At 57.9% G+C, this 15985-nt stretch carries 13 protein-coding genes, 2 tRNA genes and 2 pseudogenes; 11 read left to right on the top strand and 6 right to left on the bottom strand.

What is annotated here, in order from left to right; all coding sequences use genetic code 11:
• Positions 1-4: 4 nt before the first annotated feature.
• From BW43_RS18040 to BW43_RS18050, 3 genes are all read right to left on the bottom strand, one after another.
• A complete protein-coding gene (locus BW43_RS18040; protein WP_032885992.1) occupies positions 5-1372 on the bottom strand; it encodes a glutamine synthetase family protein in 1368 nt (455 codons plus the stop codon).
• Between the two features lie 69 nt (positions 1373-1441).
• Positions 1442-2842, bottom strand: a complete 1401-nt coding sequence (locus BW43_RS18045) for an aspartate aminotransferase family protein (protein ID WP_032885991.1) — start codon at positions 2840-2842, stop codon at positions 1442-1444.
• A gap of 168 nt (positions 2843-3010) precedes the next feature.
• Entirely contained in the window at positions 3011-3802 is a 792-nt protein-coding gene (locus tag BW43_RS18050) for an SDR family NAD(P)-dependent oxidoreductase (protein ID WP_032885990.1), read from the bottom strand.
• A gap of 97 nt (positions 3803-3899) precedes the next feature.
• Between BW43_RS18050 and BW43_RS18055 the strand changes: the two genes are divergently transcribed.
• Positions 3900-4805 (top strand): LysR family transcriptional regulator, encoded by a 906-nt coding sequence (locus BW43_RS18055; protein WP_032885989.1) that lies wholly within the window; start codon positions 3900-3902, stop codon positions 4803-4805.
• Between the two features lie 22 nt (positions 4806-4827).
• On the opposite strand, the gene BW43_RS18060 is transcribed toward BW43_RS18055, so the two are convergent.
• Positions 4828-5718 (bottom strand): LysR family transcriptional regulator, encoded by an 891-nt coding sequence (locus tag BW43_RS18060; protein WP_032885988.1) that lies wholly within the window; start codon positions 5716-5718, stop codon positions 4828-4830.
• A gap of 165 nt (positions 5719-5883) precedes the next feature.
• Here BW43_RS18060 and BW43_RS18065 point away from each other — a divergent pair, with 165 nt between their 5' ends.
• The 7 genes and pseudogenes from BW43_RS18065 to BW43_RS28270 form a co-directional block, all read left to right on the top strand.
• A complete protein-coding gene (locus BW43_RS18065) occupies positions 5884-6966 on the top strand; it encodes a 4-oxalomesaconate tautomerase (protein ID WP_032885987.1) in 1083 nt (360 codons plus the stop codon).
• 43 nt (positions 6967-7009) lie between these two features.
• Positions 7010-8323: a dicarboxylate/amino acid:cation symporter gene (locus BW43_RS18070; protein WP_032885986.1), complete on the top strand. Its 1314-nt coding sequence runs from the start codon at positions 7010-7012 to the stop codon at positions 8321-8323.
• Between the two features lie 135 nt (positions 8324-8458).
• The gene (locus tag BW43_RS18075) at positions 8459-9763 is read left to right on the top strand and encodes a CitMHS family transporter (RefSeq protein ID WP_032885984.1); all 1305 of its coding nucleotides are present in this window, start codon (positions 8459-8461) and stop codon (positions 9761-9763) included.
• Between the two features lie 91 nt (positions 9764-9854).
• A complete protein-coding gene (locus BW43_RS18080; RefSeq protein WP_032885983.1) occupies positions 9855-11108 on the top strand; it encodes an OprD family porin in 1254 nt (417 codons plus the stop codon).
• 59 nt (positions 11109-11167) lie between these two features.
• Positions 11168-11980 (top strand): annotated as a pseudogene (locus BW43_RS29555) (cache domain-containing protein); the annotation flags it as partial.
• 36 nt (positions 11981-12016) lie between these two features.
• Positions 12017-12838 (top strand): methyl-accepting chemotaxis protein, encoded by an 822-nt coding sequence (locus BW43_RS29550; protein WP_371260712.1) that lies wholly within the window; start codon positions 12017-12019, stop codon positions 12836-12838.
• Positions 12839-12907: 69 nt separating this feature from the next.
• Positions 12908-13060: pseudogene (locus BW43_RS28270) on the top strand (AAA family ATPase); the annotation flags it as partial.
• A 240-nt stretch (positions 13061-13300) separates the two neighbouring features.
• Here BW43_RS28270 and BW43_RS18090 read toward each other — a convergent pair.
• Together BW43_RS18090 and BW43_RS18095 are read right to left on the bottom strand one after the other, a co-directional pair.
• A tRNA-Asp gene (locus tag BW43_RS18090) sits at positions 13301-13377 on the bottom strand.
• A gap of 19 nt (positions 13378-13396) precedes the next feature.
• A tRNA-Val gene (locus BW43_RS18095) sits at positions 13397-13472 on the bottom strand.
• 159 nt (positions 13473-13631) lie between these two features.
• Between BW43_RS18095 and rdgC the strand changes: the two genes are divergently transcribed.
• The 3 genes from rdgC to BW43_RS0127390 all read left to right on the top strand — a co-directional run.
• Positions 13632-14552 (top strand): recombination-associated protein RdgC, encoded by a 921-nt coding sequence (gene rdgC, locus BW43_RS18100; RefSeq protein ID WP_010567523.1) that lies wholly within the window; start codon positions 13632-13634, stop codon positions 14550-14552.
• 153 nt (positions 14553-14705) lie between these two features.
• Positions 14706-15671, top strand: a complete 966-nt coding sequence (locus BW43_RS18105) for a bile acid:sodium symporter family protein (RefSeq protein ID WP_032885981.1) — start codon at positions 14706-14708, stop codon at positions 15669-15671.
• Between the two features lie 105 nt (positions 15672-15776).
• Positions 15777-15985 (top strand): SMR family transporter (locus BW43_RS0127390; protein ID WP_032885980.1); only part of this gene is annotated, 209 nt, incomplete at its 3' end.

Raw genomic sequence — 15985 nt, 5'->3', positions numbered from 1 at the left:
ATATTCATGCGTGAGTGAGGTACCAGCGCCAGTCCTGCTCTCCGACTTCAGCATTGAATTGACGGAACTCGCGCCACTTGATCGCCAGGAACACCTTCAGGAATTCAGCGCCCAGCGCCTCACGTGCCCAGGTTGAGCGTTGCAGTGCCTGCAACGCTGTCAGCCAGTCGGTGGGTAGAAAATCGGTCGCCTGTTCATAGCCATTCCCCACAATCGCCGCGCCGGGATCGCTTTGATGAGTGATGCCGTGGTGAATACCCGCCAGTAACGCGGCAGCGGCGAGATAGGGGTTGGCATCGGCACCGCAAATGCGGTGTTCGATGTGCCGACTGATGGCAGGGCCGCCGGGCACGCGGAACGACACCGTACGGTTGTTGACGCCCCAACTTTTAGCCAGCGGCGCGTAACTACCGGTCTGGAAGCGTCGATAGGAATTGGCATGGGGGCAAAATATCGCCAGCGAGTCAAACAAGGTCTCCATCATCCCGCCGATGGAGTGCCGCAACAGTGGCGTACCCTGTGGGTCTTCGCTCGCATACAGGTTATTCCCGTGCTCGTCGGCCAGGCTGACGTGCAGGTGCATACCGCTGCCGGCCTGATCGCTGAATGGCTTGGCCATGAAGCACGCTTGCAGACCATGTTTGTTGGCCACCCCCTTGACCAGGCGTTTGTAACGTACGCCTTCATCAATGGCCTGGAGTGCGTCGAAACGATGCTCCAGCGTCAACTCGACCTGGCCTGGCGCATACTCGGATATCGCAGTACGTACCGGCAACCCCTGCAGCGCGCACGCCGCGTAGAGGTCATCAAGAAACGGTTGAAGCTGCTCCAGCTCGTACACGCCATAGACCTGTGGAGCAACAGGGCGTACGCCATTGGTCTGCAACGCCGGCTGCGGCCGACCGTTGACGTCGCGTTGTCGGTCCAGCAGGTAGAACTCCAACTCGACGGCCATGACCGGATGGAATCCGTCGGCTTTCAGCCGCTCAATGGTGTTCACCAGCACGTGGCGCGGGTCCGCCGGTGCGGCGGGAATACCTTGGGTCGGGTGCATGCTCACCTGCACTTGACCGGTGGGGTTGGTGCGCCAGGGTTGCAAGGTCAGGCTTCCCGCCAAGGGGTACGTCCAACAATCGGCGTCAGCAACATCCCAGACCAAGCCTGTGTCTTCTACGTCTTCACCCTGCACGGTCAAGGCGAGAATGGAACTTGGCAATGGCCGACCATTTTCGTAGATCGCCAGCAGTTCGTCGCGATGCAACAATTTGCCCCGTGGAACGCCATTCGCGTCGATAAGGAACAACTCGATGCTCAGCACTTCAGGGTGGGCGGCCAGATAATCTACGGCCTCTTTTTTATCCGCAAATTGCATGTCAAACCTCTTAGCGCTTATTCAAGCGACTGGCAGTATTTAATAACAATGGCGTTTTCAGACGTGCAGTTATGAAGCGATAACCCGCGCGCCAGGTAGGGCAAGCAGGGTGGTCAGCGCGTTATCCAACTCAGCGATCAGCCTGTCGATATCCGCATCACTTGTTTGCGGACAGCACAGGGTCATGTTGTGAAAAGGCGTGATCAGGATTCCGCGGTTGATGAGATAAAGATGCAGCGCCATTTGAAGGCTGTCATGAAAAGCCGCCTCGGCTTGCGCGCCTGTTCTTGGCGAGGTAGCACAGAATTGAAACTCACAACGCGTGCCCAACTCTGTGACAGACCAGTTCAGTTGGTGCCGCTTGAACAACTCTCGAAATCCCTGGGCCAGCCCTGAGGCCAGGGGCAACATGTGCTCGTATGCAGACTCTGTCATGACCTCTTCAAGACTGACGCGCATGCAACGCATCGCCAGGGCATTGGCGGACAGCGTCGTTCCCATGCCACTGTGGCCATGCCCGCCGCTCTCCTCGCTGATGGTCTTCTGGACGTCGCGCATAGCCGAGGCGACTGGCTCGCTAACGCCAAACACCGCGCAAGGCACGCCACCTGCAATGGGTTTACCCACCACGAAAAAGTCGGGTTTCAAATCCCACTGGCGAGTGCATCCACCGAGGCCGGTGGAAATAGTGTGGGTCTCATCAATGACCAACAGGCTGCCATATTTAAGGGTCAGCTCTCGGCACTTTTGCATGAACCCCGGATCCGGCAGGACCATGCCAATGTTCGTCATCGCCGGCTCGCACATCAGCGCGCACACATCGCCCTGGGCTAACGCCGCCTCCAGTGCGGCGACATCGTTGAAGGGGATGGATCGACTGTATTGGCTCAAGTCGTAGGCTTGGCCGACAAGACCTGAACGGTGCACTGTTTTGCCGTCGCGGTAGCGCACCATCACGTCATCCACGGTGCCGTGGTAGCAGCCATCGAACACCAGCAAGACGTTGCGCTGGGTGATCGCGCGCGCCCAGCGCAGCACATACCGGTTGGCGTCAGTCGCATTGGCGGTCACTTGCCAGTAAGGCAGCTTGAATCGCCGAGCCAGCAACTCGCCGCAGACCACCGCGTCTTCGCCCGGCAGCATCGTGGTCAAGCCATTATTCGCCTGCTCGGTTATGGCGCGGACAATAGGATCAGGTGAATGGCCAAACATCGTGCCGGTGTCGCCAAGGCAAAAGTCTACGTATTCATGCCCGTCAACGTCAGTGAAGCGCGCCCCTTTTGCACGCTGTACGAAGAGCGGCGAAGGCATCGACCAGTCGCTCATCCAGTGCATGGGCACACCGTTGAACAGATTCGCCTTGGCGCGCTCGGCCAGCGCCAGTGAAGTTGGGTTGTTTTCTATAAACCGGGCACGCTCGGAGGCGGTAAAAGCAGCAATCGCTGATTCACTAATTCCACTTTTCGACATGATCAATACCCTATGTTAATTATCAAATTAATAAAAAGTCCGTTGCTGAATGACAGCCGGATACGGCTCAAAGAACTCAACGGTTCTTTGATACATCGCGCTTTTATAAATCTCGGTTATAGCCGACGCCCAATATCGTGGATAGAGCGCGCTGGAGCGTATTCAAACTTAATAATCGCCGTGAGGGGCTTTGTTCTCGACCAGACAGTTACCGCCATCCACCACGAGGACTTCCCCAGTGATGTAACTGGCGTCAGGCGATGCCAGAAATGCAACCGCCGCCGCCACTTCGCGGGGGCTGCCTGCGCGCCCAATCGGGGTGAAGCGCCCCGCCTCGGCTTCAGCGGGCGTGGTTGAGCCCGTGGTGATCCAGCCAGGGGCCACGCTGTTGACGGTAATCCCCTGCTTGGCGACTTCAAGCGCAAGCCCCATGTTCATGCCCACCATCGCGGCCTTGGCGGCGCTATAAGCGGCTTCCCCCGGATTGCTACCTCGGGTGCCCGTGGTGGAACTGATATTGACAATGCGCCCGTAACTTCTCGCCCTCATACCGGGCAAAACGGCCCGTGTCAGAAGAAAAGCGGTCGTTACGTTTCTGGCCAGTGAAAGATTCCACTCATGCAGTTCCATCGTTGCCAATTCCGAGAAAACTTCAGGGCTTCCTTGCATGGCCATACCGGCGTTGTTCACCAGAATATCGACCCGCCCCCAGACTGACGCGGCCCATAGGCCGAATTCACGCACCTGACGTTCATCGGTGAGATCAGTTGCCCGGCCTTCAACTTCAAACCCTTCTGCGAGTAACTCTTTAACTCGATCCTCGATGCGGTTGCTGCTAGCGGTGATGATCAATCTCGCGCCCGCTGCACCCAGCCTGCGTGCGATCGCCATACCAATACCCGCTTCACTTCCGGCACCACTGATAAGTGCCACTTGCCCCCTCAAATCAGTATTTAACATGGTGTTCCCCACGTACTTAATTTGTAATGGAAGTGGAAATTAGGCTAATAAATCTGATAAATAAAGACGATCATCATCAGAAAATCTGACAACCACCATGGCGTTTACCAGTGAGTCACTGAAAGTTTTCCTTGCGGTTGTCGACAGCGGCTCCTTTTCTGCCGCCGCACGCAAATTGGGCCGGGTACCCTCGGCCATCAACATGGCGGTGTCGCAGCTTGAAGCAGAGCTGGATTTATTGCTTTTTGACCGATCAACCCGCAAAGCCATTCCTACGGCCGCCGCCAAAGCACTTGAGCCCCAGGCACGACAGGTCGCCAGCCAGTTAAACCTGCTGGACGCCCATGCTCTCCAGCTTCATCAAGGGTTGGAGGAGCGCCTGGTCCTTGCGATGGCGCCGGAGTTGCAAACAGGCGTATGGAATCGTCCGCTGTCCATTATCGCCAGCGAGTTCCCCACGCTTGAAATCGAGATTCGCTCCGCGTCCCATCCGGAGGCGATGCGCATGCTCCATGAGGGACGTGTGCAATTGGCGCTTGGATTTGAACGACCAGGGCTCGACGAGCGGGAGACGTTTCTTGAGGCGGGAAGCCAGTTGCTGGTGGCCGTTGCCTCTCCTGATCATCCTGCCGCCGCCGGCAAGAAAAGCCCCTTGAGTGAAGAGCAACTGGTCAACGTTCGGCAGATCATCGTGGCCACTGGAGGACCCACCGACTCTGATCCACGTGTTGTGCTGTCACGGCGCATTTGGCACAGCGACAATTACCTGGCAACGCTGGACCTGGTGCAGCAAGGATTGGGCTGGGCTTATCTTCCACAGCCGCTGGTACAACCCTTGATCACTTCGGGTGCATTGACGGAGGTGGTGTTTGACTACATGCCAAGTCAGATGCGGTTATGGGTCGATATCATCTGGGTAAAGAACCGCCCCCTGGGGCTCGCAGCGAGTCGCTACCTGAGCCTGATGCGCAAGATTGCCGAGGGCGAGCCGCGTCGTGTTTAAGAAAAAATACTTGCCGTATGGCTCATTGCGGCCACTGCTCAAGCAGTATCGAGACGAATTTTTCCGCTGCCGGCGAGAGCGATGCCCCGCGGCGGTAGACCAGGCCCAATGAGCGGTTTACCACTGGCTCGATCAACGGGACGCTGACCAAAGTGGGATGATCTTCCGCCGGCATGGCCAGGCTCGGCATCGCCGAAACCCCCAGCCCAGCCTCCACCAGCCCCAGCGAAGTAGAGAGGTGCTGGACTTCGTAGAACCATTGCGGCCGCCAACTCAAGCCAGACAGCGCGTGATCGAGCAGCATCCGGTTACCGCTCAGGCGCCCTACCCCGATAAGACGGTAATCGCTCAATTCAGACCAGGTGACCGAACTGCGTCCGGCCAATTCATGATCACGCCGGCACGCCAATACAAAAGGTTCGCTGACCAATGGGACGAACTCAATGTCCGGGTGCTGCCCACTCATCATATTGATACCGAAGTCGGCTTCCCCGCGCAGTACCGCTTCAAGCCCCTCATTGGCACTCAAATCCAGCAGACGGATGCGGATTTTTGGATAGCGCTCGTTATAAAGGCGGATCACTGAGGGCAAAAAATAGAATGCTGCAGTAGGGATGCACGCCAGGGTGACACGGCCAATCTGGCGTTCGGCCAATTCACGGATATTGAGAATCGACTCATCGAAGTCGTCCAGCAACCGACGTGCCTTTGGAAGAAAGTCACGGCCGACGCTCGTGAGGCTGACCTTGCGCGTGGTGCGATCAAGCAATGCGGTGCCCAACCCCTCTTCCAGCTTTTTTATCCGCCGACTGAGTGCGGGTTGAGACAGGTGCAAGGCATCAGCTGCTTCGTGAAAGCTCCCAAGTTCGGCGATTTTCACGAATGATCGGATATCGTTTAGCTCATATTCCATGTCTTATCTCGTCAGCAGAAGGCGTCAAAAAGAAATTCAGCGTAAATTTATCATTCGCAAAACGCAATAATCGCTTCAATTTTTGCATTTGAAACATTTTTTAAAGCTTGAGACTCTTGCTCCAAGAACATCAATTACACCGATTGATCAACAAGAGTCAGTGTCATGCAAAGAATTCCCTGTGTGCTGATGCGTGGTGGTACCTCAAAAGGTCCGGTTTTTCTCGACTGGGACTTGCCCGCAGCCGTTGAGGCCCGTGACGAACTGCTACTCAACCTGATGGGCTCCGGTCATGAACTGGAGATCGACGGAATTGGCGGTGGCAATCCGCAAACCAGCAAGGTTGCGATTGTCAGCCCTTCGCTGCACCCGGATGCGGACGTTGATTATTTGTTCGTTCAAGTAATGGTTTCGCAACGCCGGGTCGACAGCGCACCCAACTGCGGCAACATGCTGTGCGCGGTTGGCCCGTTCGCCATCGAACAGGGTCTGGTCAAAGCTACCCAAGAGCGCACTCGTGTGCGTATTCGCAACGTAAACACCGGCACGTTCATCCATTCCGAGGTGTACACACCGAATGGCAAAGTCAGTTATGAGGGTGATACCGCCATTGATGGCGTGCCCGGTACCGCAGCGCCGGTGCAATTGACCTTCCTGGATGCAGCCGGCAGCAAGACTGGCAAACTCTTTCCCACCGGCAACACGCAAGACGTCATCGACGGCATTGCGGTGACCTGTATCGACATGGCGATGCCCATGGTGCTCGTCGAGGCCAGCCAACTGGGCAAGCGTGGCGATGAGACCCCTGCGGAACTGGACGCTGATAAAGACTTCCTGCGACGCCTTGAGACACTGCGGCTTCAGGCCGGCTTGGCCATGGGCTTAGGCGATGTCAGCAACAAGGTAATTCCCAAGCCGGTCCTGGTGTCGCCTGCGAAAGCCGGCGGTACGATTCAGGTTCGCTATTTCATGCCACACAGCTGCCACCGCGCGCTGGCCATTACGGGCTCGATTGGTTTAGCGACCGCGTGCGTGATAGAGGGCAGCATCGTCGCGCAGATGCTCGGCGGGATCAGTACGCCGCGCCTTGAAGCGGTGCGTATCGAACACCCTAGCGGCGGAATTGATGTCGTATTGTCCTACACCGGCGTCAACGGTGAGACAATTCAAGCGTCCGTCGTACGCACCGCGCGCAGGCTTTTTTCCGGTTACGTCTACGCCACTGACTCTCAGCGCCTCGCCGGATAATTCCGGCGGTCGTTGGCATTTTTGCATCCGCACAATTCTAAAAATGGGTGATGCCATGAAAGTTGTTAAATCGCTCTACTTCCAGATTCTCTGCGCCGTGGTGCTCGGCATCGTGGTTGGGCACTTCTGGGCCCAGCAGGCCATTGCACTCAAACCGCTGGGTGACGCGTTCATCAAACTTATCAAGATGATGATTGCCCCCGTGGTGTTCTGCACCATCGTCACCGGTATCGCCGGGATGAGCGACAAACGCTCGCTCGGACGCCTGCTCGGCAAAACCATGCTGCTGTTCTTCGTCCTGACGGTGATCAGCCTATTGATTGGCCTGGTCGCGGTGTACGTGTTCCAGCCGGGCGCCGGCATGAACATTGATCCCACCCAGTTGAGCACTAAAGGATTGGCCCAATACACGGAGTCGGCCGCAAAGCTTGGGGTTGTGGAGTTTTTCATGCACATCATTCCCGAGACTTTTATCGGCGCCTTCAGTAAAGGTGAGGTGTTGCCGGTGCTGTTTATTGCGGTGTTGTCCGGCTTTGCCTTGTCGTCGCTGGGCGAGCGTGGCAAACCGGTACTCGACGTGCTCGAATCCGCCTCGCAAATGGTCTTCAAGATCTTTTCTTACCTGATGCGTTTTGCACCGGTCGGCGCTTTTGGAGCCTTGGCGTTCACTGTCGGCCAGTACGGCATCACCTCGCTGGGTTCGCTGGCGAAGTTGATCATGACCTTGTACATCGCCTGCGGCTTTTTCGTCTTCGTGGTACTGGGTAGCATTTGCCGCGCCAACGGCTTCAGTCTATGGAAACTGCTGCGCTACTTTCGGGAAGAGTTCCTGGTGGTACTCGGCACCTCTTCCACGGAACCTGTGATGCCGCGCATGCTGGAGAAACTCGAAGCACTGGGTTGCAAAAAAGGCGTCGTGGGCCTGGTACTGCCCACCGGCTACTCGTTCAACCTGGACGGCACGGCCATCTACCTCTCGTTGGCGGCGATTTTCATTGCCCAGGCCTGCAACATCGACCTGAGCCTGACGCAAATCATCACCATGCTGGCGATCATGCTGTTGTCCTCCAAAGGTGCCGCCGGCGTTACTGGCAGCGGGTTCGTGGCGCTTGCCTCGACCCTGACGGTCATTCACGACATCCCCTTGGCCGGCCTGGCATTGCTGATCGGCGTTGACCGCTTCATGTCTGAAGCGCGCGCCCTGACCAGCCTGGCCAGTAACGCTGTAGCAACGGTAGTGATTTCGATGTCTGAAAACGCCTGCCACCGCGAAACGCTGAACCGGATGCTCGACGCAAAATCTTCCGAGGCACCAGGAAACGCCTGGAAAGATTTGAAGGTCGCCAAACGCGCCTAGAGAAAACCGGATAACACCTCCCCCCTGACTTGACTGACCCCCCTCCCCGCCAGGCGCCGTTGTGCCGCCCGGCGGGTCAGGGCTCGTGCGCCTCGGCGTCAGCCATTTTTACGATAACAACAAGAGAATCGTTCTATGCTCGCTTTCCTTGGCTTGGCCATGGTGGTCGTATTCACCTTCCTCATCATGACGAAACGCTTGTCGCCGATCGTCGCACTCACTGTGGTGCCTATTGTCTTCGCGGTCATAGGTGGCTTTGGCGGCACCACCGGCAAGATGATGCTAGACGGCCTGAAAATGGTCGCACCGTCTGCCGCACTGCTGTTGTTTGCCATCCTGTTCTTCGGCCTGATGATCGACGCAGGCTTGTTCGACCCGCTGATCCGCAAAATCCTGAAGCGGGTCAATGGCGACCCGATGAAGATCGCGGTAGGCACTGCCTTACTGTCGTTGTTGGTGGCTCTCGATGGCGACGGCACAACGACCTACATGATCACCTGCGCAGCGATGCTGCCGCTGTATAAACGTATCGGCATGAACCCGATGATCCTCGCGACCATCTCCATGCTGTCGCTGAGCATCATGAGTGGCATGACGCCCTGGGGCGGCCCCGCGACACGGGCTATTGCCGCGCTGGGCCTGGATGCCGGTGAATACTTCGTGCCGTTGCTGCCGACTATGATCGGCGGCGCCCTGTGGGTGATCTTCACGGCCTTCATACTGGGTCGCGCAGAGCGCAAGCGTATCGGCAACGTGCAACTGCAAAGCGGCGGCGGCGATTGCTACATCAACGCGATTCTTGAGGACACGCCCCACAAACGTCCGAAGCTGGCCTATGTCAATCTGGTGCTGGTGATAGCGGTGATGGCGGCCCTGGTGATGGGGCTGATGCATTCCGCGATCCTGTTCCTGATCGGCTTCGTGCTCGCGCTGATGATCAACTACCCGCAATTGGACATTCAGAAAGAACGCATCCTGGCGCACTCGGGCAATGCAATGACTGTGGTGTTGCTGGTATTTGCCGCCGGGATCTTTGCCGGGATCTTCTCCGGCACAAAGATGGTGGATGCCCTGGCACAGACCCTCGTCGACTGGATCCCGCCGTCCTGGGGTCACCTGTTTCCATTGGTGGTTGCGATCACCAGCATGCCGCTGACCTTTGTACTGTCCAATGACGCTTACTATTTTGGTGTGGTGCCGATCCTGGCCAATGCCGCCGCCGCTTATGGCATCGACCCGGTGGAAATCGCGCGCGCCTCGATCCTGGGGCAGCCCGTTCACCTCATGAGTCCGCTGGTGGCCTCGACCCTGTTGCTGGTGGGCATGGTCGATCGCGATATTGGCGACTTCCAGAAAGCCACCGTCAAATGGGCTGTGCTGACCTCTCTGGTCGTCACCGCGCTGGCCTTGTTGACCGGGGCCATCAGCCTCTTCACCTGATTCACCCACAACCTCTGCTGCCTTCCATCGCGCCTCACTCACGAGGCGCGTGTCGCCCTGTACCCCAAATAACAACAACGAGTCATTTGCCATGAACCATGTGTATACCCGTCGGGCTTTGTTTTGCGCGTTAGGCCTGGTACCCGTCGCAGGGGCCAACGCCGAAGGTTTTATTGATGACAGCAAACTCAAGCTGCAACTGCGCAACGTGTATTTCAACGAGAACTTTCGCGACGAGCACGGCTTGAGCGCACGGGCTGCGCGCACCGCAAAAAGCGAACGCACCGAGTGGGCCCAGGGATTTCTGCTGGACTATCAGTCTGGATTTACCGCCGGCACCCTCGGCTTCGGCGTGGATGCCCTGGGGCTGTATGGCGTAAAGCTTGATTCAGGGCGCGGTCGCAGTGGTACCGGGCTTATGCCGGTGCATGATGACGGGCGAGCGGCCGACGAGTTTGCCAGCGCCGGCGCTACCGCAAAAGTCAGGTTCGCTAAAACCACCGTCAAGTACGGCACCTTGCTGCCCAAGACGCCGGTGCTGATTTACAACGATGCACGCTTGTTGCCCCAGACCTACCAGGGCACCCAGGTCAGCAGCACCGACATCGAGAACCTGACCGTCACCGGAGGGCATCTGGACCGTTTCAAATTACGGGACTCCACCAACAGCGTGCCGATCGTGCCTGATGGCTACAGCGGGGAAAAATCGGGAGATTTCAACTACGCCGGGGCCGAGTACAAATGGGGTAAGAATGTTCGCCTGAGCTATTTCTACGGGGAGCTGGAGAACTTTTACCGACAGAACTTCGCCGGCATCCAACACGACCTTCCGCTTGCCGGTGGCGTGCTGACCAGCGACCTGCGCTACTTCAACAGCGTTGATAGCGGCTCTGCCTACGCAGGCAAAATCGACAATGACATGCTCAGCGGCCAGTTGTCCTACGTGATCGCAGGCCATACCGTCGGAGGCGGCTACCAAACCCTTCGCGGTGATGCCGGTTTACCCTACATCAGCGGCGCAACTGTCTACTCGTTCAGTAATGCCGGCATCGGCAAATTCATTGAGGAGGATGAGAAGACCTGGATGCTCAACTACGGCTACAACTTCGCCGCCGTCGGCGTGCCCGGCTTGACCTTTTCAACGCGCTACCTGAGCGGCAATGACGGCAAGTCCACGACCACGGTCAAGGAATGGGAGCGTGATACCGAGCTGGCTTACGTTGTGCAAGCCGGCACGTTCAAGGGGCTGGGCGTGCGCATGCGCAACTATGTCTACCGTTCTGAGTTCTCCCGCGGCCGCGACAGCAATCGCCTCTACCTCACCTATGACATCGCCCTTTGGTAAGTCGACGATCGCGGCCCTTGCGGCCGCGTTCATACAGATTCAGGTGAGGAACCCCAAGCATGCTGTTTAAAAACAAAGTACTGATGCTGGTGCTGGCCCCGGTGGTGCTGTTGTCCACGGTGCTGGCGCTGACAACGAGCACCACTCTGCTGTCGAGCGCCGAGCAAGAAGTCACGGTGACTCGGGAACGCCTGCTTGATGAAAGCCGGGAGCGCTTGAAAGACTACGCCAACCTTGCCCGAACCTCAGTAGCGGAACTGTATGCGCAGGCAGAGACGGGGGACAAAGCAACGCGTGCGCTGGCGATCGCCCGACTGTCCCAAATGAAGTATGGGGACGACGGCTATTTCATCGGTTACGACAGTCAGGTCGTACGCCTGTTTCGAGGCGACAGCCGCGAAGGCGTCGGCACTAACATGAGCGACCGCAAAGACAAGAATGGAATTTACCTGAACCGGGAAATGGTGGCCGCAGCGAAGAACGACACCCACTTCGTCAATTATTCAGGCGCCCTGATCAATACGGATAAAGTCGTTCCCAAGCTTGCTTACAGCTTTTACCTGCCTGCTTGGGACATGGTCGTGGTCACCGCGATTAACCTGGACAGTATCGAAAGCCAGGTTGCCAAAGTACGAGGGGAAATCCATCAGCGCGTGCGCAGCCTTGTCTATGGGATAACCGTCATCGCCTTGGTTGCGCTCGGAATCACCGGCGTGCTCGCCTTGTTATTGGTTAAAAGCAGCCTGCGCCCCCTGTCACGGATTCGTGAGCACCTTGATGAGATCGCAGCGGGCGAAGGCGATCTGACGCGGCGCTTACCCATCAGCCGCGACGAGTTCGGCCAGGTGTCCGTGTCGTTCAATGCCTTCGCGGATAAGATTCATGGGCTGGTCAGCCAGATCGTCGGCATGGCCCGAGAGCTGAATGCATCGGTCACCCAAGTGGCCGAACAGAGCAAATGCATCGATCAGGTCATGGAACAGCAACGCCAGGAAACCGATCAGGTCGCCGCAGCAATTAATCAAATGTCATCCGCGGCGCAAGAGGTAGCCATCAGTGCTCAGAGCGCGTCAGATGCAGCAGGCGAAACCGATTTGCAGGCCCAGCACGCCAGGCAGGTCGTCAATGAAAGCATCGCCCGACTGGGCACCCTGACCGAGGACTTGTCCGCGGGAGGCGTCTCGTTGAAAAGCCTGCAAGGCGATGTAGAAGGCATTGTCACGGTGCTTGATGTCATCCGCTCGATCGCAGAGCAAACCAACCTTCTGGCACTTAATGCCGCGATCGAAGCGGCACGAGCCGGGGACGCGGGGCGCGGATTTGCAGTGGTTGCCGATGAAGTACGCGCGCTGGCAAGCCGGACGCAACTTAGTACCCAGGAAATTCAAGCGATGATCGAGCGCCTTAACCTGGCCACAACCAAGGTCGTCACTGCGATGAGCCATTCAGGCGCAGCAGGTCATGGTGCCAGCCTGCACGCGGAACAAGCCGGGCAATCGCTGGGCAAAGCGGTCGAGTTGATCGTCACTATCAATACGATGAACGCGCACATCGCCAGCGCCGCGCAAGAGCAGACGTCGGTCGCCGAAGAAATCAATCGGAGCGTCCATCAGATAGCCCACGCGATTGAAAACGTCGCAGACCAGACGCAAAGCGGCGTACACACAGTCGATGAACTGTACGCCATCGGTCATCGCCTTGAAGGCTTGTTGAGGCAATTCAAGATTTAACCGGGACGTCGGTTTGTTCAGGTCGCAAGGTTGCAAGCGCTGGGCTCATTGCCCGATATCGCCACTTACCCAGTGGATCGGCTGACACACAGCTGTCCTATCGTCGAAATGGACAACGAGTCCTACCGCCTGCAACACAGCACCTTGGCCGCCCAGAGAAAGATCAAATCGTGTGAACGAAAGCGCAAGGACGAAGAGAGTATCGAGGACGATGAGCCGTTTGAACTTCACCGTAGACACCGTTCAGCAGGCCTGCATGCGGTGGGGCCAGATGAGTCTTCAGCGAAGACACTGCTGCTAAGGTCATCCACAATTATTGGGACAACAATCAGCAATCGGCCGCGGGTCAATTTTCAAGTGGCTGGAGGTGGAATCCAGTGGATTCCAGAAACGAAAAAAGCGGCACAAGGCCGCTATTTCCGTGGCTTCCAGGCGTTCAGTGGGCCTTGGCGGAAGCAAATATGGCGCAGCGGACGGGACTCGAACCCGCGACCCCCGGCGTGACAGGCCGGTATTCTAACCGACTGAACTACCGCTGCGCGTAACACATGAAGCGAATGGTGGGTGATGACGGGATCGAACCGCCGACCCTCTGCTTGTAAGGCAGATGCTCTCCCAGCTGAGCTAATCACCCTTCGTCTCGGTGTGGCGCGCATTCTACGGAGCGACCCTAGGTCTGGCAAGCACTTTCTTAAATCTTTTTTTTGAGGCCTTCCAATGGCTTAGGCAGGGTTGGCCTGGGGCGCTATCAAGAGAATAATGCCCCCCTTTGTATAAAGGAGAGACTCACCCCATGTGGTTCAAGAACCTGCTTATCTATCGCCTGACCCAAGATCTGCCTGTTGATGCCGAGGCGTTGGAAGCGGCCATGGCCACCAAACTGGCGCGCCCTTGTGCAAGCCAGGAGTTGACCACTTACGGTTTCGTCGCGCCTTTCGGTAAAGGTGAAGACGCTCCCCTGGTCCACGTCAGCGGTGACTTCCTGCTGATTGCCGCGCGCAAGGAAGAACGCATCCTGCCGGGCAGCGTAGTGCGTGACGCACTTAAAGAGAAAGTCGAAGAGATCGAGGCCGAGCAGATGCGTAAGGTCTATAAGAAGGAACGCGATCAGATCAAGGATGAAATCATCCAGGCCTTCCTGCCACGCGCATTTATCCGTCGCTCGTCGACCTTCGCCGCTATCGCGCCGAAACAAGGCCTGATCCTGGTCAACTCGGCCAGCCCGAAACGCGCCGAAGACCTGCTTTCCACCCTGCGTGAAGTGATCGGCACCCTGCCAGTACGCCCACTCACCGTAAAAACCGCGCCAACCGCGATCATGACCGACTGGGTCACCACCCAGAAACCGGCCGATGACTTCTTCGTCCTCGACGAATGCGAGCTGCGGGACACCCACGAAGACGGCGGCATCGTGCGCTGCAAGCGTCAGGACCTGACTGGCGAAGAAATCCAGTTGCACCTGACCACCGGCAAAGTGGTGACCCAACTGTCCCTGGCCTGGCAGGACAAGCTGTCCTTCATGCTCGACGACAAGATGACCGTCAAGCGCCTGAAGTTCGAAGATCTGCTGCAAGATCAGGCGGAACAGGACGGCGGCGACGAGGCACTGGGTCAACTGGATGCGAGCTTTACCCTGATGATGCTGACCTTCGGTGAATTCCTGCCGGCGTTGATCGAAGCACTCGGCGGCGAAGAAACGCCACAGGGCATCTAAGCCGTTTGAAGATCAAAATGTGGGAGGGGGCTTGCCCCCGATTACGGTGTTTCAGCTACGCACATGCTGGCTGACATACCGCCATCGGGGGCAAGCCCCCTCCCACATTTGATCGCATTTGCACTTCAAGAATCTAACAACAAGGACACCCCCATGCGCGCACTCGCCGCCTTGAGCCGCTTCGTCGGCAATACCTTCGCCTACTGGGTGCTGATTTTCGCCGTGCTCGCCTTCCTCGAACCGAGCTGGTTCATCGGGCTGAAAAGCGCCATCGTCCCGCTGCTGGGTCTGGTGATGTTCGGCATGGGGCTGACCCTAAAACTCGAAGACTTCGCCGAAGTCGCACGTCACCCGTGGCGCGTGGCACTCGGCGTGGTTGCGCACTTTGTGATCATGCCGGGTGTGGCCTGGCTGCTGTGCCAGGCATTCCACCTGCCGCCGGAAATTGCCGTCGGCGTGATCCTGGTCGGTTGCTGCCCAAGCGGCACATCGTCCAACGTGATGACGTGGTTGGCCCGGGGCGACCTGGCGCTGTCCGTGGCCATCGCTGCTGTCACCACCCTCCTCGCCCCACTGCTCACGCCAGCTTTGATCTGGCTGCTGGCCTCGGCCTGGCTGCCGGTATCGTTCATGGAGCTGTTCTGGTCGATCCTGCAAGTGGTGCTACTGCCGATCGTGCTTGGCGTGATCGCGCAGCGCGTACTTGGCGAGCGAGTTCGCCACGCGGTGGACGTATTGCCACTGGTGTCGGTGGTGAGCATCGTGATCATCGTCGCGGCGGTGGTTGCCGCCAGCCAGGCGAAGATTGCCGAATCTGGCCTGCTGATCATGGCCGTGGTGATGCTGCACAACAGCTTCGGCTACTTGCTGGGCTACTTCACTGGGCGACTGTTCAAGCTGCCGTTGGCACAACGCAAGTCGCTGGCACTGGAAGTCGGCATGCAGAACTCTGGGCTGGGCGCCGCGTTGGCCAGTGCGCATTTCTCGCCACTGGCGGCAGTGCCGAGTGCACTGTTCAGCGTCTGGCACAATATTTCCGGGGCGTTGCTGTCGACGTACTTCCGACGCATGAGCGAGAAGGAAGACCGTCGCATCCTGGAGAACACCCCGCAAACTTGATCGCCCGATCCGTTTTCGGCACTCTACGGGCTTCGCGGGGACGACCTCGCGACGCCAACGAGCGTTGAATCCGGGGACGACCCCGCCTGAAGAAGCGAGGTCATCATGTCCTGGATCATTCTGTTTTTTGCCGGGTTGTTTGAAGTCGGCTGGGCCGTCGGCCTGAAGTACACCGACGGTTTCAGCAAGCCACTGCCCACCGCCCTGACCATCACCGCCATGGCTATCAGCCTCGGCCTGCTGGGGCTGGCCATGAAGGAACTGCCACTGGGTACCGCCTACGCCATCTGGACCGGGGTGGGTGCGGTGGGCAC

Origin of the sequence: Pseudomonas sp. RIT357 (genome assembly GCF_000632245.1) — a bacterium.
Lineage (GTDB): Bacteria > Pseudomonadota > Gammaproteobacteria > Pseudomonadales > Pseudomonadaceae > Aquipseudomonas > Aquipseudomonas sivasensis.
This window is presented reverse-complemented; position numbering and strand designations above follow the sequence as displayed.

Bases quoted from the DNA above. Each gene is read 5' to 3' on its own strand.
- BW43_RS18040 (WP_032885992.1), bottom strand. From the start codon at position 1,372: ATGCAATTTGCGGATAAAAAAGAGGCCGTAGATTATCTGGCCGCCCAC.
- BW43_RS18045 (WP_032885991.1), bottom strand. From the start codon at position 2,842: ATGTCGAAAAGTGGAATTAGTGAATCAGCGATTGCTGCTTTTACCGCC.
- BW43_RS18050 (WP_032885990.1), bottom strand. From the start codon at position 3,802: ATGTTAAATACTGATTTGAGGGGGCAAGTGGCACTTATCAGTGGTGCC.
- BW43_RS18055 (WP_032885989.1), top strand. From the start codon at position 3,900: ATGGCGTTTACCAGTGAGTCACTGAAAGTTTTCCTTGCGGTTGTCGAC.
- BW43_RS18060 (WP_032885988.1), bottom strand. From the start codon at position 5,718: ATGGAATATGAGCTAAACGATATCCGATCATTCGTGAAAATCGCCGAA.
- BW43_RS18065 (WP_032885987.1), top strand. From the start codon at position 5,884: ATGCAAAGAATTCCCTGTGTGCTGATGCGTGGTGGTACCTCAAAAGGT.
- BW43_RS18070 (WP_032885986.1), top strand. From the start codon at position 7,010: ATGGGTGATGCCATGAAAGTTGTTAAATCGCTCTACTTCCAGATTCTC.
- BW43_RS18075 (WP_032885984.1), top strand. From the start codon at position 8,459: ATGCTCGCTTTCCTTGGCTTGGCCATGGTGGTCGTATTCACCTTCCTC.
- BW43_RS18080 (WP_032885983.1), top strand. From the start codon at position 9,855: ATGAACCATGTGTATACCCGTCGGGCTTTGTTTTGCGCGTTAGGCCTG.
- BW43_RS29550 (WP_371260712.1), top strand. From the start codon at position 12,017: ATGGCCCGAGAGCTGAATGCATCGGTCACCCAAGTGGCCGAACAGAGC.
- rdgC (WP_010567523.1), top strand. From the start codon at position 13,632: ATGTGGTTCAAGAACCTGCTTATCTATCGCCTGACCCAAGATCTGCCT.
- BW43_RS18105 (WP_032885981.1), top strand. From the start codon at position 14,706: ATGCGCGCACTCGCCGCCTTGAGCCGCTTCGTCGGCAATACCTTCGCC.